Raw genomic sequence first — 17,527 nt, 5'->3', positions numbered from 1 at the left:
GCCTCACCCCCGCAGCGCCGACCAGAGCACCGACGCCAGCCCCCGCCCCGACGGCCGTGCCGTGTACGCGAGCAGCCGCCGGCCCGTTCCGTCGGACGTGCGGTTGTCCACGAACCACGGCGGGACGGGGGACAGCGCCCACTGCCCGGTCAGCACCGAGCGCGGCGCGGGCCGGAACGGGCCGGTGATCACCGTCCGTTCGGCCCCCGGCAGCAGCAGCGCGTTGTGCACCGTGCCGATGCCGCTGCCGACGTCGGCGGGCGTGTGCCCCGGGTACGCCCCCCACACCGCGCGCGGCAGCGCGTAGCCCACCGCCGTCCAGCAGTTGACCCCCACCGTGCCGTACCGCAGCCGGGCCACGGCCTCCTCGAAGCGGGGGCCCAGGCTCCGCAGCGTCCGCGGGTGGGCGACGAGGTTCGCGCCGAGCGTGCCGGACAGCGCGGAGTTGCAGAACTCCACCGCCCGGTCGAGGAATTCCGCCGGGGTCCGGCCGGGCAGCGCCGTGACGGCGAGGACGGGGGCGAAGAACTCGGTGCGGAAGGCGGGGTCGTCCGCGTCGGGGGCGATGTCCGGCAGGAGCGTACGCGGCACCTCCGCGGAGTCCAGCAGCTCCACGTCCGTACGGCCCGCCACCGCCCCCGCCCGGCGCTCGCCCGCCCCGGGATAGTAGGCCACGCGGGCCGGCGCGGCGCGCAGCGCCGACCGCAGTTCGCCGAGGAACTCCGCGCGGGCGTCCCAGTGCTCCGGCAGCACCACCACCTGCACCGCTGCGCAGTTGAAGCCGTTGTTGTTGAGCTTCTGCGCCACCAGATGCCGCGCCTGATAGCGCAGGTCCGCCCGGCTCCACGGCCCGGGCAGCACGACCGCGGGCCCCACTCCGCCGAGTTCGCTGGTCACCGGCTTGCCGAGGACGGGCCGCCCGGCGGCCCTGCGGGCGGCACCCTCGGGCCCCGGGCCGAACACGATCGCGTCGTGCGTGGCGGCGCTGCCGGTGACGTGCACGGCCGTGACACCGGGATCGCGCACCAGCGCGGCCCCGGCCGCCGCGCCGCCCGTGGTGATCCGCACGAACCCCCGCGCCACGAACGGCGCGAAGACCTCCCGCAGCAGCGGCGCGAGATAGTCGTTGACCGGGTTGAGCTTGAGCAGGACCACCATCCCCGCGGCGTACAGCTGGTGCAGTACGTCGAGGGGCGCGATGGAGTTGATGTTGCCCGCGCCGAGGACCACGCACACGCCGCCCCCCTCAGGCCGTACGCCACGCCCGGCACCGGCGCGCGCCCCGGCCTCGTCCATCCCGGGCGCCAGCCACACCTCGGCCCGGAACCCGTGCAGCAGCAGCCGGTCCGCCCGGTCGAAGGGCAGGACGTGCACCGCCGTGCGCCCGCCGGGCCGGGCGCTGAAGCGGACACCCCGCAGCGGGTCGCGCCCGTCGCGGACGGCCGTGAGCGTGCGGGTCAGCGCGTCGACGTAACGGAGCAGCGGATACGGGCCGGTGAGCCACTCCTCCCCGGCCGCCGGCGCACCCGGGTCGATGCCCTTGGCCCGGCACGACTCCGCCACCCAGCGCTCCGCCACCGCCACGATCCGCGGCCGCGTCGCCATCAGCAGCCGGAGCCCCTCCGCGACCGGCAGGGCCGCCCACTCGGCCGCGGCGCCGCGCAGCACCCCCGTGTTCTGATGCGACGGCTCTGTCAGCTCCACGCGCGCCCCCTCGGACCCCGTACCACGGAGAAAAACTCCCGCACCGAACATGCCCGCTCCCAGGGGTGGTTGGCAACGCCCCGGGGCCCGCACCGGCCCGGCGTACGCGCGGTGGACGCGCGGTAGACACCCCGCAGACCCGGCTGCGCCTACGTTGCAGGCACCGGCACGTCCGCGGTCCCGCAGTGCGCGCTCCGTCAGGAGGCAGATCACGGGAGGACGCGCGCGAACACGGGGGAGACACGATGACGACGGTCACGGGGGGCCGCCCGGCCGTGGAACCGATGCATTTCAGGCCACCCGGAGAGCCGACCGGGGAACGTGAGGAGTGGCTCGCCGACGGCCACCCGCCCGCCCTCGCGGAGGGCATCGGGCGGTGGATGAGCGCGGCGTTCTCCCCGGACGGCCCCGGTTGGCGCGACGCTGTACCGAGAGCCGGTTCCGGTGTCCTCCACGCGGCGCTCGCCGGGCCCGCCCCCGAGATGCGGCCCCGGCCCGCACGACCGTGACCCCCTCGCCGCACCCGGCGCGCACAGAACGGACTGCACACGACATGTCGATCGGTTCGATGCCCCGGCCCCTGGCCGCCGGGCTGGACACGCTGCTCCGCGACCGGGCGCAGCGCACCCCGGAGGCACTCGCCTTCCGCTTCGTCCTCGACTCCCGCGATCCGGACGCCCCCGGCCACACCGAGGCGATGACGTGCGCGGCACTGGACACCCGGGCCCGCTCCCTCGCCGCCGCCCTGCGCTCCCGGGTGCGGCCCGGCGACCGGGTCCTGCTGCTCCACCCGCACGGGCCCGAGTACGTCGCGGCGTTCCTCGCCTGCCTCTACGCGGGCGTCGTGGCCGTGCCCGCGAACCCGCCGGACACCCCCGCGGGCGCCGCCCGGGTGGCCGCGATCGTCCGCGACGCGCGGCCCGCGCTGTTCGCCACCGACACCGCACAGCTGACGGACCACCGGAGCAGCCCCGGCCTGCGCGGCGTCCCCGGCCTCGCCACCGACACCGTCGACGACGACGCCGCGACCGCACCGGGCAGCACCGCGACGGCCGGTGACATCGCCTTCCTCCAGTACACCTCCGGGTCCACCGGCGACCCGCGCGGCGTGGTCGTCACCCACGCCGGGCTGCTGGACAACATGGCCGCGATGGCCGACCGCTTCCGGCTCACCCCCGACGACCGGCAGGTGTCATGGCTGCCGCCCTACCACGACATGGGCCTGATCCTCGGCATCCTGCTGCCGCTGTGCCGGGGCATCGACGCCGTCCTGTCCTCGCCGTTCGAGTTCATGGTCGACCCGCTGAGCTGGCTGGAGAACCTCACCCGCTTCGGCGGCACCTTCAGCGCCGCGCCCAACTTCGCGTACGACCTGTGCGTCCGCAAGGCCACCCCGGAACGGACGGCCGCCCTGGACCTGTCCGCCTGGCGGCTCGCCGTCAACGGCGCCGAGCCGGTGCGCCGGGCGACCGTCGAACGGTTCGCCGGGCGCTTCGCCCGGTCCGGCTTCTCCGCCGAGCGGATCACCCCCGGATACGGGCTCGCCGAGGCCACCCTCATGGTCTCCGGCCCTGACCCCGGCACCGGGGCCCGCGTCACCCCCCTGCCCGGGCACACCGGTTCACGCGTCGTCGTCGGGGTCGGCCGCGCCGTGGCCGGTACCGAGGTGCGCATCGTCGCCCCCGACACCCTGCGCACCCGCCCGGACGGCGCCGAGGGCGAGATCTGGGTCCGCGGCCCCGGGGTGGCGGCGGGGTACTGGGGGCGGCCGGACGCCACAGCCACCACCTTCGCCGCCCGCCCCGCCGACGCGCCGGACACCGGCCCGTACCTGCGCACCGGAGACCTCGGCCTGCTGCGCGACGGCGAGCTGTACGTCACCGGGCGGATCAAGGACGTCATCATCGTCCACGGCCGCAACCACTACCCCCAGGACATAGAGGAAGCCGTCTGGTCCGCCGAGCCCCGGCTGCGGCCCGGCTGCGCCGCCGCCTTCGACACCGAGGGCGGGGACGGCGCCACCCGCCTGGTCGTGGTCGCCGAATACGACGGCACGCCCGACGGGGCCGCCGCCGTCGGCGCCGCCGCCTGCCGGGCCGTGGCCCGCGAATGCGGCCTGCGCCTGTCCGAACTCGTCCTGATCCGGCGCCGCACCGTGCCCAAGACCAGCGCGGGCAAGATCCGCCGCGGCACCGCCAAGGACGCCTATCTGCACGGCGGGCTCGACGAGATCGCCCGCGTCCCCGCCCCGGTCGGGGCGGGCCGCGGATGACGGCCACCACCGGCGAGCACCCCGCCGGGCAGCCCCGCACCGGCCTGGAGAAGACCCTCGGCGACGTCTGGACGCGCGTGCTGGGAACCCCGGTCGGCATGGACGACAACTTCTTCGACCTCGGCGGCGACTCCCTGCTCGCCGCCGAACTCGTCGCGAGCGTCGAGAGCGACCTGCGGGTGCGGCTGCCCCGGCGCGGCGCCGCCGAGTTCGCGACCGTACGCCGCATGGCCCACTGGATCGCCACCCGCACCCCCGAGGACGCCGCCGAACGCACCCTCGTCCGCTTCGCGCCGCCCGGCGGCGAGCACCCCGCGCTGTTCTGCGTGCACGGCATGGGCGGCCACGTGCTGGTGCTTGGACAGCTCGCCCGCCGCCTCGAACACCGCGTCCGCACGTACGGGTTCGAGTCCGTCGGCCGCAACGACGCCGACCGCGCCGACCGCACCGTCCCCGCCATGGCCGCCCGCTACATCCGCCACATGCGACGCGTCCAGCCGCACGGCCCGTACCTCCTCGGCGGCTACTCCATGGGCGGCGCCGTCGCCCTGGAGATGGCCGCCGCCCTGACCGCCGAGGGCGAGCAGGTCGCCCACGTGCTGCTCCTGGACTGCGACCTGCGCCCGCCGGACATCCCGGCGATCCGCGCCCGGGCCGTCGAGTTCGTCTCCCGCGCCCTGGGCCTCGACCCACCGGTCACCGCGCCCTACGAGGAACTGGACGCGGCGGCCGCCGAGATCTGCCACCGGGCGGGCGGCGAACGCTCCGGCCTCACCCCCCGCCAGGTGAGCCGCTTCGCCGCCGTCTACCTGGAGAACGCCCGGGCCATGACCGGCTACGAACCACCGCCGTACGCCGGGGACATGATGCTCGTCCACACCCGCGAGGGCACCCACGGCGGTGGCGGCACCGGTCCGGAGGACTACGGGTGGGGCCCCTACGCCGCAGGCGGCCGGTTCCGCGCCGTCCAGGTGCCGGGCGACCACTGGACGCTGTTCACCACGCACGTGTCCGAGCTGGCGGCGGTCTGCGAGACCGTCCTCACCCCGGCAACTCGTCCGACAGATCGCTCGATGGAACAAGGAGCTCGTGATGACCACAGTTGAGCACTCCGGCCGGCCAGCGGGCCCGGTTGACCCCGGCCGGCGCGAACGCGAGCTGCTGGACACCGCTCAGCGGTACAGCTTCCGCGGCCGCATCGACACGAGCGCCTTCTCCGGGCCCGTGTTCGCGTCCGCGCGCGGCTCTGTCGTCACCGATCTGCACGGCAACGACTACCTCGACTTCAACTCGGGCCAGATGTGCGCCGCGCTGGGCCACAACCACCCGCGCATCCTCGCCGCCATCCAGGAGGCGTGCGACACGATGCTGCACGCCCACAGCAGTCACTTCAACGTCAAGGAGATCGAACTGGCGGAAAAGCTCGGCCGGTTGCTGCCCGATCCGCTCACCCGCAGCCTGTTCGGCGAGTCCGGCGCCGACGCCAACGAGCTCGCCCTGCTGCTCGCCCGCATCTACACCGGCGGCCGCGAGGTCTTCAGCCCGCACGTGAGCTACCACGGCCTGTCCGCGAGCGCCCGCTCGGTCACCTTCGCGGGCTGGCGGCGCGGCCACGGCCCGCTGTCCGGCGACTCCTACGCCCTCCTCGCCCCGTACTGCTACCGCTGTCCGCTGGCCAAGTCCTTCCCGTCCTGCGGCTTCGCCTGCCTGGACGCGAGCTTCGAGCTCGTCGACGCGCAGGCCACCGACCAGCCGGCCGCCGTCATCACCGAACCGCTGTTCAGCGCGGGCGGTGTCATCGACCCGCCGAAGGGCTGGCTGGCGCGGCTGCGGGAGCTGTGCCACGAGCGCGGCATGCTGCTGGTCGTCGACGACGAGCAGACCGGCCTGGGCAAGCTCGGCACGATGTTCGGCTTCACCGACGAGGGGATCGTCCCCGACATCGTCACCCTGGCCAAACACCTCGGCGGCGGCGTCGGCATCAGCTCGGTCACCACCACCGACGCGATCGAGGACAAGGTCGTCGAGACCGGACTGACCGTCACCCGCTCGCACAGCAACGACCCCCTGCTGTGCGCGGCCGGGTCCGCGAGCATCGACATCGTCGTCGAGGAGGACGTCCCCGCCAAGGCCCGCGCCCTGGGCGACCGCCTGCGCGAACACCTCACCGCGCTCATGGAGCGGTACGACCTCATCGGCGACCTCCGCGGCCGCGGCATGCTCGTCGGCATCGAACTCGTCGAGGACCGCGACACCAAGGAACCCGCCTTCGAGGCGGGCAACGAGATCGGCCGCAGGTGCTTCGAGGCCGGGCTCATCTTCAGCGTGCGCCGCGGCGGCAGCGTCCTGCGCTTCGTCCCCCCGGCCAGCACGACACTCGACCAGATCGACCAGGGCATGGAGACCCTCGCCAAGGTGCTGGAAGAGGTGAGCACGGCCTCATGACCCAGCCGCTGCCGACCCGCCGCCTGGGCGCCCTGGAGGTCTCCGCCCTGGGCCTCGGATGCATGGCCATGACCGACTTCTACGGCACCACCGACCCCGGCACCGCCGTCCGCACCGTACGCGAGGCCGTCGACCTCGGCGTCACCCTCCTCGACACCGCCGACGTCTACGGCCCGCACACCGGCGAGGAGCTCCTCGGCAAGGCCGTCGCCGGCATCCGCGAACAGGTCACCGTCGCCACCAAGTTCGGGCTGCGGCGCGGCCCCGGCAACACCTGGCTCGGCATCGACGGCAGCCCCGAATACGCCAGGGCGTGCTGCGACGCCTCGCTGCGCAGACTCGGCGTCGACCGCATCGACCTCTACTACCTCCACCGCGTCGACCCCGCCGTGCCCATCGAGGAGACCGCGGGGGCGCTCGGGGAACTCGTCGCCGCCGGGAAGATCGGCCACATCGGCCTGTCCGAGGCGTCCGCCGACACCGTACGCCGCGCCCACGCGACCCACCCCGTGACCGCCGTGCAGAGCGAGTACTCCCTGTGGTCCCGCGACGTCGAGGGCGGCCTGCTGGCCACCCTGCGCGAACTCGGCATCGGCTTCGTCGCGTACAGCCCGCTCGGGCGCGGCTTCCTCACCGGCACACTGACCTCGCCCGACGCCTTCGCCGACGGCGACTACCGGCGCACCAGCCCCCGCTTCCAGCCGCAGAACTTCACCGCCAACCTCCACCTCATCGCACCCCTGCGCGACCTCGCCGACCGACACGGCGTCACCCCGGCCCAACTCGCCCTGGCCTGGCTGCTGTCGAGAGGCGACGACATCGTGCCGATCCCGGGCACGAGGCGGTCGCGCCACCTCCGGGAGAACACGGCGGTGACGCGCCTGGACCTCACCCCTGCCGAGCTGACGGCCATCGGCGAGGCGGTCCCACCGGAGGCGGCGGGAGCGCGCTATCCGTCCCACCGCATGGCAGAACTCGACGGGTGACCTTGCCCTTGCGGGGGAGCGTTTTCGGGTGCGGGTCCTATGCGCCTGCGGCGGGCTTGTTCCCCACCCCGCCCCTTCCCGAAACTGGGGCTTCGCCCCAGACCCCGGAGCACGCTTCGCGCGCTGTCCTCAAACGCCGGACGGGCTGATTCCAGCCCGTCCGGCGTTTGAGGACGCTCCCGCAGGGAGCTCCCGCCGCAGGCGGCAATGGACGCTAAGGCGCATCACACGCATGCCCCACCCCACAAGGCACCCGCGCAGCGGAAACGCACGCGAGCCGCACCCGCGCATGCGACACCGTCGCCTCCTGGCCGAGACGGGCCGCGCACTCCGCGATGCGTCGCCACGTCCGCTCGGCCTCGTCGAGCAGGCCGTGCCGGTGCTGCCAGGCGAACTGGCGGTCCGCGAGCCGGGCGGCCGTGCCGGGGCGGACGGGGCACTCGCGGTCGATGACGCGCCGCAGGTTCTCGCGCTCCGCCGTGAACCACGCAGCGGCGTCCACCATGATCCGGGTGGTCACCCGGCCGGGGATCGCGGCGGCGACCGCCTCGGCCCAGTCGCCGCGGGCGTCGTCCGCGGCGGGGAGGAGGGGGACCCGCGCGATGCCGCGGTCGGCGGCGCGGGCCAGCAACAGCCAGGCGTCGAGCAGCCGTTCGCGTACGGAAGCGGCCTCCTCGGGACCGGAGTCGCCGTCCTGCCCGGCCGCCGCCGCGTACAGCCGCAGCAGCTCCGGCAGTCGGTAGCGCGGCTCCCCGGTCGCGTCGACGCCGACCGGGGTGAGCAGACAGTGGTCGACCAGGGTGCCGACCACACTGTCGGCGTACGGCTCGCCGAGCAGGACCGCGACGACCCAGGACGCGAAGTCGTCGAGTTCCCCGTGCGCGAGGAGCCGGATCGCCCGCCGGGCACGCGGGTCCAGCGCCGCGCAGCTCGGGGCGAGCCGGGCCCGTACGCCCACGTCGTCCGCCTCCAGCACGTCGAGGCGGCCGTGCCGGTCGCCGATGATCTCGGCGAAGGTGCTCAGCGGCCAGTTCGGGCGCGCGGCCAGCCGCATCCCGGCGATCCGCAGGGCGAGCGGGAGTTCGGCGCACGCGGCGGCGACCCGGGCCGCCGCGTCGGGCTCGGCGGTGACCCGCCGGCGGCCGATCATGCGCTCCAGCATCAGCAGGGAGTCGGCGGGGGAGAGCGGCGCGAGGTCGACCAGGGTCGCGCCCGGCGGCGCGGCCAGCCGCATCCGGCTCGTCAGCAGGAGCGCGGAGCCCGCCATGCCCGGCATCAGCCGCCGCGCCTGCGTCGGGCCCGCCGCGTCGTCGGCGACGATCAGGACGCGGCGGCCGGACAGGCGCGTACGGTACAGCGCCGCCCGCTCGTCGGTGGACTCGGGCACGGACCCGCAGGCGACGCCCAGCGAGCGCAGCAGCTCGCCGAGCGCGTCGTGGACGCACTTCGGGCTGTCGGAGGTCGCCCCCAGCTGCACATGGAGCTGGCCGTCGGGGAAGCGGTGCCGCAGCTGGTGCGCGGCGTGCACGGCCAGCGCCGTCTTGCCCGCGCCCGGCTGACCGCACACCAGGACGACGGGCGGCGCGGCGGCGGTCCCGGCCGTGTCGAGCAGCATGACCAGCCGGGCGGTCTCGGCCTCGCGGCCCGTGAAGTCGGGTATGTCCGGCGGGAGTTGGTGCGGAGCGGGCGGCTGCTCGACCCGTCCGGCCGGCGGCCGGGGCTCGGGCGCCCGCTCGCCGCCCGGCCCGTCCGCATCGGCGCCGCGGTAGCCCAGGGTCTCGTCCTCGTCGAGGATCCGCTGGTGGAGGCGGCGCAGCTCGGGACCGGGGTCGACCCCGCACTCGTCGGCGAGGAGCGTGCGGACCTGGGTATAGGTCATCAGGGCGTCCGCCTGGCGGCCGCTGCGGTAGAGCGCGAGCATCAGCTGGGCCCACGCGTGTTCGTCCAGGGGGTCGGCCGTGGCCATGGCCCGCAGCCGGGGCACGATCTCGTGATGCCGTCCGAGCGCCAATTCCGCCCACACGAGCGAGCGTTCGGCGAGCCGGCGGCGGTCCATCAGGTGAATGGCCTCGGCCTCCATCGCGGCCGTGGGGGGCAGGTCGCCGAGCACCGGCTCCTGCCACAGGGCCAGCGCCTGCTGGAGCAGGAGCGAAGCGGTGTGCGGATCGTCGTCGAGGAGCTGCTCGCCGACGTCGACGAGGCGGCGGAAGTCGTGCAGATCGAGCTCGCCCGGCTCCACGTGGAGCGCGTAACCACCGGGGTGGGTCCGCAGCCGGCCCGGGTCGTCGAAGAGTGACCGCGCCCTCCAGAGATACGTACGCAGCATGCCGCAGGCCGAGGCCGGGGGACCGGGACCCCAGATCAGGTCGGTCAGCCGGTGCTTGGGCACGGGGCGGTTGGCGTGCAGCAGCAGGATGCTCAGGAGGGCCCGCTGCTGGGGCTGTGAGATATCGAGAACGTGATCGTCAGCAGTACGGATCTCCAGATATCCCAAGACTCGAAATTTCACGGTTCCCCCGGGATGCAGAGGTTGGACGCCGGACCGGCAGCGGGCCACCGATGGGGATCTGCCGACTCCGGGCGACGCCTTCGGTCGCGCGGATTGTAGTCAGTTCGAGGGCACTCCGGATGAGGCGGGGGACCGGCTGTTCGGTGATCAAGCAGGGGCTCGCACCGGGGCCGGAACGGGGGTCACCGCGCATCGGAGAGCGATTGCCCGAGCGTAGCAACTCCCTGACCGGCTCGGCAGGCGTATCGGTCCGCGCCCGGCGGACGCCCGGTAGACGTCGCGTAGACGGTGCGCTCCTAAAGTCGACTGGGTCCGGTGGTCATGGACCGGCAGGTGTCAACGGGGGGATCGTTCATGCGCGTTCCGGGCCGGAAGGGACAGTCGCCCGGAGTGCGCGGGGGAAATCCGAATTCCGAATTCCATACGATGGTCGATCGCCTCGCCGAATATCCCGGGCGGGAATTGTGGTGCTACCGGGGGCGCGAAATCGTCCGCCGCAGCTACGCGCAGGTCCACGACGACGTCCTCGCCGCCTGCGCCGCGCTGGAGGGGGCCGGAGTCGTCGCCGGCACGCACGTGGGCATCCTCGGCGGGAACAGCTACGAGTGGATCGTCGCCGACCTCGCGCTGACCCGGCTGCGGGCCGTGTCCGTCGCCCTGCCCGTCGAGACCCACCGCGACACCCCGCCGGAGGAGCTCCGCACCGCGTACGACCTCGGTCTGCTGCTGATGGCGCGGAGCGAGTACACCCGGCGCGGCCCCCTCCCGCCCTGGACCGCCCCGCTGGACGACCCCGGCGCCGCGGCCGTCGCGCCGCCCGACGGCGCCGAACGCGGCCCGGGCGCCGACGTCTTCACGCTGGTGTTCTCCTCCGGGTCCAGCGGACGGCCCAAGTGCATCATGATGAGCGCGCCCGGCACCGTCGCGACCCTGGAGGAGTACGCCGCCCAGCTGCGGCTGGACACGGGCGACGCCATCTTCGTGGTCCTGCCGCTCACCGCCTTCCCGCAGCGGCTCATGGTCTACCTCGCCATCTGGCGCGGCTTCGACATCCGGCTCGCGGACATCCCCCGGCTGCACCCGGCGCTCAAGGCGATGGCCCCCACCGTCGTCGTCGGCCCCCCGGCCTTCTTCGAGACCGTCGAGAGCCGCTACCGTGCCCTGCCGCCCGCCGACCGCCGCAGGGCCGACCGGCTGCGGCGGCTCACCGCGCTGATCCCCTCGCGCACCGCCCGGCAGCGCGTCCGCCGACGGCTCTTCGCCGACTTCCACGCCCAGTTCGGCGGCCGGGCGCGGCTGCTGCTCACCGGCTCGGCACCCGCCCGACTGGGCACCCTGCGGCTCATGGAACAACTCGGCTTCGCCCTGCACGAGTTCTACGGCATGACCGAGGCGGGCGTCATCTCCTGGAACCTGCCCGGCCGCACCCGGCACGGCTCCGTGGGCCGGCCGCTGCTCCCCGGCACCGTCAGGATCGCCGAGGACGGCGAGATCCTCATCCGCTTCGAGCCGCCCCGCAGCGCGGGCTACCACGGCGACCACGGCACCGACGACGTCTACCGCCCCGACGGCTGGATCGGCACCGGCGACCTCGGCCGCTTCGACGGCCCGTACCTGCACCTCACCGGGCGCAAGAAGGCCGTCATCATCACGCGGTCCGGCTACAAGCTCCAGCCCGAACCGGCCGAGCGCGCCCTGGCCGCCCTGCCGGGGGTCGCGCACGCCGTCCTGCTGGGCGGCGAGCACGCCCATGTCGTGACCGCGGTCGTCTCCCTGGACGGCCCGGCCGGCGACACCGTGCGCACCGCACTCGACCGCGCCGTCGAGGAATTCAACCGCACCCTGCCCGAACCGGCCCGGATCGCCCGCCTGTTCTGCACCGAGGAGGCGTTCACCGCCGCCGACGGACTGCTGACCCGGACCCTCAAACCGGACCGCGCCGCGATCGCCGCCCACTTCGGCAAGCGCCTGTTCGCCCCGGCGCACACACCCGCGGCAGGGGACCTCCCCGCACGGACGACACCCACACCCGGCACGGGAGAGGCGCGATGAGCAAGCGGACCCCGGCGGACGACCCCGGCGCACGGGCCGTCGCCCTGATCACCGAGACCCTGCCGCCCTGGGCCGAGCACACCGCCGTCGTGCCCTCGGCCCGCCTGCGCGAGGACCTGGGCCTCGACTCGCTGGCCAGGGTCGCGCTCGCCGCCCGCATCAGCGAGGACCTCGGCCAGGAGGATGCCGAACCAGGCCACGCCGTCGAGGAGTTCACCACCCTCCACACCGTCGGCGACGTCCAGGACCTCTACCGCAGGCTGAGCGGCGCACCGGCGGGCGACACCCTCGGCCGACTCCTGCGCCTGCTCGCCCGCGTCGGCCCCGAGCCGCTCGACACCACACGCCTCGACCCCTCGGCACCCCTGCGCGGCCTCGGGCTCCCCTCCATGGTCCTGGTGGACTTCTTCGTCCGCATCGAGACGGAGTTCGCCTTCACCTGGGACGAGGACACCTCACCCCAGACCTTCGCCACCCTCGCGGCCCTCGCCCGCCACATCGACGACCACGCCACACCACCGGCCGGCACCGGCCGCCCCGCCCACAGGGAGCCCGCTCCATGACGCCGTCCGGCGCACCGCCCGCACTCGTCACCGGCGTCACCGGCCTCGTCGGCGGCGCGATCGTCCTCGAACTGCTGCGCCGCACCGACGCCGAGGTCTTGTGCCTGGCCCGCGACAGCCGTCGTGAACCCGCCGTCCGGCGAGTCCCCCGGCTGCTCGCCCGCATGGCCGCCGACTACGGCATGGACGACGTCGCGGACGCGATCGCCACCCGCTGCCGGGTGCTGCCCGGCGACGTGACCGCCCCCGGCTGCGGCATACCCGAAGGACTGCTGCCCCCGGCGGTCGGCGAGGTGTGGCACGCCGCCGCGTCCCTGAAGTTCCGCGCCCGCGACCGGGCGGAGATCGACCTGCACAATGTGACCGGCACCCGCAACGTCGCCGAACTGGCCGTACGGCTGGGCGCCCACACCTTCGACCTCGTCAGCACCGCCTACGCGGTGGGCGACCGCACCGGACTGCTGGCCGAGGAGCCCGTCCCCGCGGACTGCCGCCCCAACAACGCCTACGAGAGCTCCAAGATGGCGGCCGAGGCCCTGGCGGCCGGGATACCGGTCGGGACCGTACGCATCCTGCGCCCCGGCATCGTCATCGGCCACAGCGAGACCCTCGCCGCACCGACCACCTTCGGCCTCTACAGCTACGTGGGCGAACTCAACGCGTTCCGCGCCCGGATCGAGCCCCGGCTCGGGAACTACCTCGACCACTACCCGGTGGCGATGCTCGGCGACCCCGCCACCCGCGGCAACCTCGTCCCCGTCGACCGTGTGGCAGCGGCGGCGGTGCGCCTCGGCCTCGTGGGGGCGCCCGGCGGCATCTACCACCTGACGAACACCGAACCCACCTGCCTCGGCGAGGCCCTCACCGCCCTGACCGGCGCCCTCGGCATCCGCGCGCCGCGCTGGGTGTCCGACCGGGCCGAACTGAACTCCATCGACGAGGCGTTCAACAAGAAACTCGACTTCCAGGGCGCCTACATGCTCCAGGACAAGGTCTTCGACGCGTCCCGGGCCCTGCGGCACTGCGAGGACCTCCTCACCGTCCCGCTGGGCCTCGAGCGCATCGGGGAGTACATCACCCGCTACGTCGAGGACGGCGCCGCCGAAGCGGCCCGTGCGCGGCGGAAGGCGGCGCAGCGTGTTTGACTTCGCCGACCCCGGCACCCTCGACCTGCGCTACCGCGGCCAGGGCCGCTGCCCCACCGCCACCGGCGCCGAGCTGTACTACGAGAGCGTCGGCACCGGGCCGCCCGTCGTCTGCCTCAACAACTTCTTCATCGTCGCCCCCGCCTGGCGCAACTTCACCTCACGCCTCGCCCGCGACCACACCATCGTCACCTACGACCTGCGCAACCAGGGCGTCTCCAGCCCCGGCCCCGGCGAGCACCACTTCGACGACCACGTGGGAGACCTGCGCGACCTCCTCGACCACCTCGGGCTCGACGACGTCCACCTCATCGGGACCTCCGCCTCCACCCTCATCTGCCGCGACTTCGCCCTGCGCCACCCCGAACGCGTCCGCGGCATGGTCCTCACCGGCCCGGCCTTCTCCCCGTACGGCCCGCTGCGCATGCGGCTCATGGCCAGGGACTGGCTGCAGCGCCTGGACCACGGGCATGCCGCGGGCGTCTTCGACTACCTCTATCCGCTGGTGTTCACCGACAAGGCCATCGAACGCGGCGGCCGCGCCACCTACCTCGCGCTGCGCGAGCACTTCCTCGCCCTGAACTCCGAGGCCCAGGTCCGCGCGTGCGTGAACGAACTCCGCCAGGCGTCCGGCGACCCGGCCCTGCTCGAACGGCTCGACCGGCCCGTCCTGCTGCTGATCGGCGACGGCGATCACCTGTGGTCCCGCACCACCTTGAAGGACGCCACGGACCTGATGCCCGACGCCGTCGGTCATGTCATCGAGGGCGCGGGCCACATGCCGTTCATCGAGGCGACCGAGGAGTTCGAGACCGTGGTGGGCCGCTTCGTGGCCAAGGGATGAGCCAAGGGATGAGCCAGGGGACGAGTGGCCCCGCCGGAACGGAGGCGGGCTGGCTGGCCGCCCTCGACGGCTTCGTGCCCGTGCCCGAGGCCCACGCCCGGCCCGAGCTGGACGCGGCCACGGCCCGGCACCTGCTGCGCTGCCCGCCCCCGGTGTGGGAGCGGCTCACCGCCGGGGGCCTGACCGGCCGGCCCGCGCCCGACGGGGAACGCTACGACAGCCGGGACCTGTTCAACCTCGCCGTCCACTCCGGATCCCGCGCCTCCGTACCCGAACTCGCCCTGTCGCTGGCCCTGCGCTTCGCCCGGCAGGACCCCCGGCACTGGTCACGCACGCGCGAATGGGACCTGCGGACGACACTGACCTGCCTACGCCACCAGGGAGAGGGACACTGGCGGGCCTGGCCACCCGCCCCGTACGACACACCCGCCACCGACGCCGGGCCGCGCCACTGGTCCGGCCCCGAAGCCGTGCACACCCTGCGCCACTCGGTGCGGACCCGCGGCGTACACGCCCGCCTGGAGTCCCCGCGGCTGCGCGCCGAGACCGCCGACGAACTCGCCCGGCCGCTGCGCTACGTCCGCATGCCCGCCGCCGTGCGCGCCGACGCCGCGTGGATGGCGGACCGGGGTCTGGTCGACTGCGTCAGTGGTACGCTCGCGCTCGCGCGGCGGCTCACCGCCGCGGGATACGAGGTCCGTGGCCGTACCGGCTGGCTCGTGGGGCCGGAGGTCGCCGACCACACCTGGCTCGATGTCCGGGACGACGACGGGCAGTGGAAGAGCGTCGACGTCGCCCATCACCACCTCGCCCGCACCCTGTTCGGACCGGACGCCGTCGCCCCCGAGGCCTTCGCGGGCTCGCGCCCCGACCGCCTCGTGCCCAGCGCCGCCCCGCTCGGGGAGCAACTGTTCGCCCACCGGTGCCGCACCGCACCGGCCGACCTGGACTGTCGGATCTCGGCTGTGAGCCGGTAGGCCCCCCGGGGCCGAGGAGGCGTGGAGAGACATGACGGAGGCGGAGAGGCCGGCCCGGCCCGGCACCGGGCGGACGCAGCGCCCGCCCCAGCCCGCCGGGGACGCGGTGACGCTGCGCTCCATGGCACCGGTGCTCGTCATCCTGTGCACCGGGCTGTTCATGGTCTGGCTCGACACGACCATCGTCAACGTCGCGCTGCCCGACATCCAGGAATCCCTCGGCACGACCTTCACCGGCCTCCAATGGGTCGTCAACGCCTACACCCTGACGTTCGCGTGCTTCATGCTCGTGGCCGGGGACCTCGGCGACGTGTTCGGCCACAAACGGGTGTTCCTCGCGGGCATCCTGGGCTTCACCGCCGCGTCGGCGCTCTGCGCCACCGCGCCGAACATCGGAGTCCTGCTGTTCGCCCGCGGACTCCAGGGCGCCTCCGGGGCGGTGATCATGCCGATCTCGCTCTCCCTCATCACCGCGCAGGGCGGCACCCCGCGGGTCCGCGCCGCCGCCGTCGGCATCTGGTCCGGCGTCGGCAGCCTCGGGCTGGCGGGCGGCCCGCTGATCGGCGGCCTGCTCGTGACCCACTTCGGCTGGGCCAGCGTGTTCTGGGTCAACGTCCCCATCGGGCTCCTCGCCGCGCTCGCCGCCCGGCGCTGCATCGCCGCGCCGCGCGGCCACGCCGGGCGACGCATCGACACCGTCGGCATGCTGCTCTTCTCCGCGGGTGTCGGCTCCCTGACCCTCGGCCTCATCCAGGCCAACGACTGGGGCTGGACCTCGCCCGCCACCCTGGCCGTCCTCGCCCTGTCGGTCGCGCTCCTCGCGGGATTCACGGGCTGGGAGCTGCGCACCCGCGCGCCCGTCCTGCCGCTGGGCCTCTTCCGCGACCGGTCCTTCACCCTGCCCAACCTCGCGGGCATGGTCACCTTCTTCGGCATGTTCGGCGTCCTGCTGTTCCTGTCCGTCCACTTCCAGTCCTTCGAGGGGCTCTCCGCGTACGACACCGGACTGCGCTTCCTGCCGCTCACCGCGGCGACCGCGGTGGCCGCGCCCGTCGCCGGGTGGGTGACCGGACGGTACGGCGCCCGGCTCCCGCTCGCCGCGGGCTGCGCGATCTCCGCCCTGGGCCTGATCGCGCTGACCCGGGTGCCGATGGACGACGGATACCTGGAGTACACCGGCCCGTTCGTCCTCATCGGCTTCGGCACCACCCTGGCCGTCACACCCGGGACCATCGCGGTGCTCGCCGCGGTCATGGAGAACCGCGCGGGCATGGGCGCCGGGATCGTCCAGACCTCCCGGCAGATCGGCGGCGTCCTGGGCGTCGCCGTCCTGGGCACCGTCGTCATCCGGCACTTCCGCGACCGGCTGCCCCACGCGCTGGCGCAGGTCGTGCTCCCGGACGGCGATCGCGCCCGCATCGTCGAGCAGTTGTCCTCGGGCGGCCGGCCCGATGTGTCCGGGCTCTCGCCCGGGGCGCGCGCGGCGATCCTCGAACCGGCGGGCCGGGCCCTGGCCGACAGCATCCAGACGGCCATCGGCATCGCAGCCGTATGCAACCTCGTCGCCGCCGTGCTGGTGCTGGCCGCCATGCCGCGCCGCGCGCCGGCACCGCTGAAGGGCGGCACCACATGATCGGCCACCTGGGCCTCAACGTCCCCGACCTGCGGGCCGCGGTCGCCTACTACGACCGGATCCTGCCGCTGCTGGACTTCGAGACCTACTTCGGCGACGCGACGCAGCACGCCTACCGGCCCGCGGACGGCAAGCGCGGCACCTACCTCTTCCTGTACGAGAGCACCGAACCCGGGACGTACTCGCGCCACCGCACCGGCCTCCAGCACCTCGCCTTCGCGGTCCGCACCCGCACCCGGGTCAGGGAGGTCGCCGCGGCGGTGATCGGCACAGGTGGCGAACTCCTCTACGCGCCCCGGGAGTTCCCGGAATACCCGCCGCCCTATTACGCCACGTTCTGGAGCGACCCCCACGGCTTCCTGCTCGAAGCCGTCTGCCATCACGACCGGGAGTGAGC

Annotated in this window: 14 protein-coding genes; 12 read left to right on the top strand and 2 right to left on the bottom strand. The window is 74.1% G+C overall.

Annotated elements, in window-relative coordinates; all coding sequences use genetic code 11:
* Positions 1 to 3: 3 nt before the first annotated feature.
* Positions 4 to 1,704, bottom strand: coding sequence for an aldehyde dehydrogenase family protein (locus tag ABD269_RS24810; protein ID WP_344121168.1), 1,701 nt, complete (start codon positions 1,702 to 1,704; stop codon positions 4 to 6).
* Between the two features lie 245 nt (positions 1,705 to 1,949).
* Between ABD269_RS24810 and ABD269_RS24805 the strand changes: the two genes are divergently transcribed.
* From ABD269_RS24805 to ABD269_RS24785, 5 genes are read left to right on the top strand one after another with little or no spacing between them, the layout of a single operon-like run.
* Positions 1,950 to 2,213 carry a hypothetical protein gene (locus tag ABD269_RS24805; RefSeq protein ID WP_344121166.1) on the top strand — a complete coding sequence of 88 codons (264 nt, stop codon included), beginning with the start codon at positions 1,950 to 1,952 and terminating at the stop codon, positions 2,211 to 2,213.
* A 44-nt stretch (positions 2,214 to 2,257) separates the two neighbouring features.
* On the top strand, positions 2,258 to 3,976 hold the full coding sequence (locus ABD269_RS24800) for a fatty acyl-AMP ligase (RefSeq protein ID WP_344121164.1): 1,719 nt from the start codon (positions 2,258 to 2,260) through the stop codon (positions 3,974 to 3,976).
* A complete protein-coding gene (locus ABD269_RS24795; protein WP_344121162.1) occupies positions 3,973 to 5,082 on the top strand; it encodes a thioesterase domain-containing protein in 1,110 nt (369 codons plus the stop codon). Before ABD269_RS24800 ends, ABD269_RS24795 begins: the two co-directional genes overlap by 4 nt.
* Positions 5,069 to 6,421, top strand: coding sequence for an aspartate aminotransferase family protein (locus ABD269_RS24790; protein ID WP_344121160.1), 1,353 nt, complete (start codon positions 5,069 to 5,071; stop codon positions 6,419 to 6,421). Before ABD269_RS24795 ends, ABD269_RS24790 begins: the two co-directional genes overlap by 14 nt.
* Positions 6,418 to 7,407, top strand: a complete 990-nt coding sequence (locus ABD269_RS24785) for an aldo/keto reductase (protein WP_344121158.1) — start codon at positions 6,418 to 6,420, stop codon at positions 7,405 to 7,407. Before ABD269_RS24790 ends, ABD269_RS24785 begins: the two co-directional genes overlap by 4 nt.
* A gap of 214 nt (positions 7,408 to 7,621) precedes the next feature.
* Here the strand turns inward: ABD269_RS24785 and ABD269_RS24780 are convergent, their stop codons facing one another.
* Positions 7,622 to 9,916, bottom strand: coding sequence for an AfsR/SARP family transcriptional regulator (locus ABD269_RS24780; protein ID WP_344121156.1), 2,295 nt, complete (start codon positions 9,914 to 9,916; stop codon positions 7,622 to 7,624).
* Between the two features lie 426 nt (positions 9,917 to 10,342).
* On the opposite strand from ABD269_RS24780, the gene ABD269_RS24775 reads away from it, so the two are divergent.
* From ABD269_RS24775 to ABD269_RS24745, 7 genes are read left to right on the top strand one after another with little or no spacing between them, the layout of a single operon-like run.
* Entirely contained in the window at positions 10,343 to 11,968 is a 1,626-nt protein-coding gene (locus ABD269_RS24775; RefSeq protein ID WP_344121154.1) for an AMP-binding protein, read from the top strand.
* Positions 11,965 to 12,531: a phosphopantetheine-binding protein gene (locus tag ABD269_RS24770; protein ID WP_344121152.1), complete on the top strand. Its 567-nt coding sequence runs from the start codon at positions 11,965 to 11,967 to the stop codon at positions 12,529 to 12,531. The genes ABD269_RS24775 and ABD269_RS24770 overlap by 4 nt, the downstream gene beginning before the upstream one ends.
* A complete protein-coding gene (locus ABD269_RS24765; RefSeq protein ID WP_344121150.1) occupies positions 12,528 to 13,676 on the top strand; it encodes an SDR family oxidoreductase in 1,149 nt (382 codons plus the stop codon). Before ABD269_RS24770 ends, ABD269_RS24765 begins: the two co-directional genes overlap by 4 nt.
* Positions 13,669 to 14,520 carry an alpha/beta fold hydrolase gene (locus ABD269_RS24760; protein ID WP_301891184.1) on the top strand — a complete coding sequence of 284 codons (852 nt, stop codon included), beginning with the start codon at positions 13,669 to 13,671 and terminating at the stop codon, positions 14,518 to 14,520. Before ABD269_RS24765 ends, ABD269_RS24760 begins: the two co-directional genes overlap by 8 nt.
* Before the next feature lie 8 nt (positions 14,521 to 14,528).
* Positions 14,529 to 15,497, top strand: coding sequence for a hypothetical protein (locus ABD269_RS24755; protein WP_344121147.1), 969 nt, complete (start codon positions 14,529 to 14,531; stop codon positions 15,495 to 15,497).
* Positions 15,498 to 15,528: 31 nt separating this feature from the next.
* Positions 15,529 to 17,130, top strand: a complete 1,602-nt coding sequence (locus ABD269_RS24750) for an MFS transporter (RefSeq protein WP_344121145.1) — start codon at positions 15,529 to 15,531, stop codon at positions 17,128 to 17,130.
* Positions 17,127 to 17,525, top strand: coding sequence for a VOC family protein (locus ABD269_RS24745; protein ID WP_344121143.1), 399 nt, complete (start codon positions 17,127 to 17,129; stop codon positions 17,523 to 17,525). Before ABD269_RS24750 ends, ABD269_RS24745 begins: the two co-directional genes overlap by 4 nt.
* Positions 17,526 to 17,527: the final 2 nt, after the last annotated feature.

The sequence above is a fragment of the Streptomyces blastmyceticus genome, assembly GCF_039521185.1.
Lineage (GTDB): Bacteria > Actinomycetota > Actinomycetes > Streptomycetales > Streptomycetaceae > Streptomyces > Streptomyces blastmyceticus.
The sequence above is the reverse complement of the archived record's forward strand: the minus strand, read 5'-3'. Positions and strand labels throughout refer to the sequence as shown.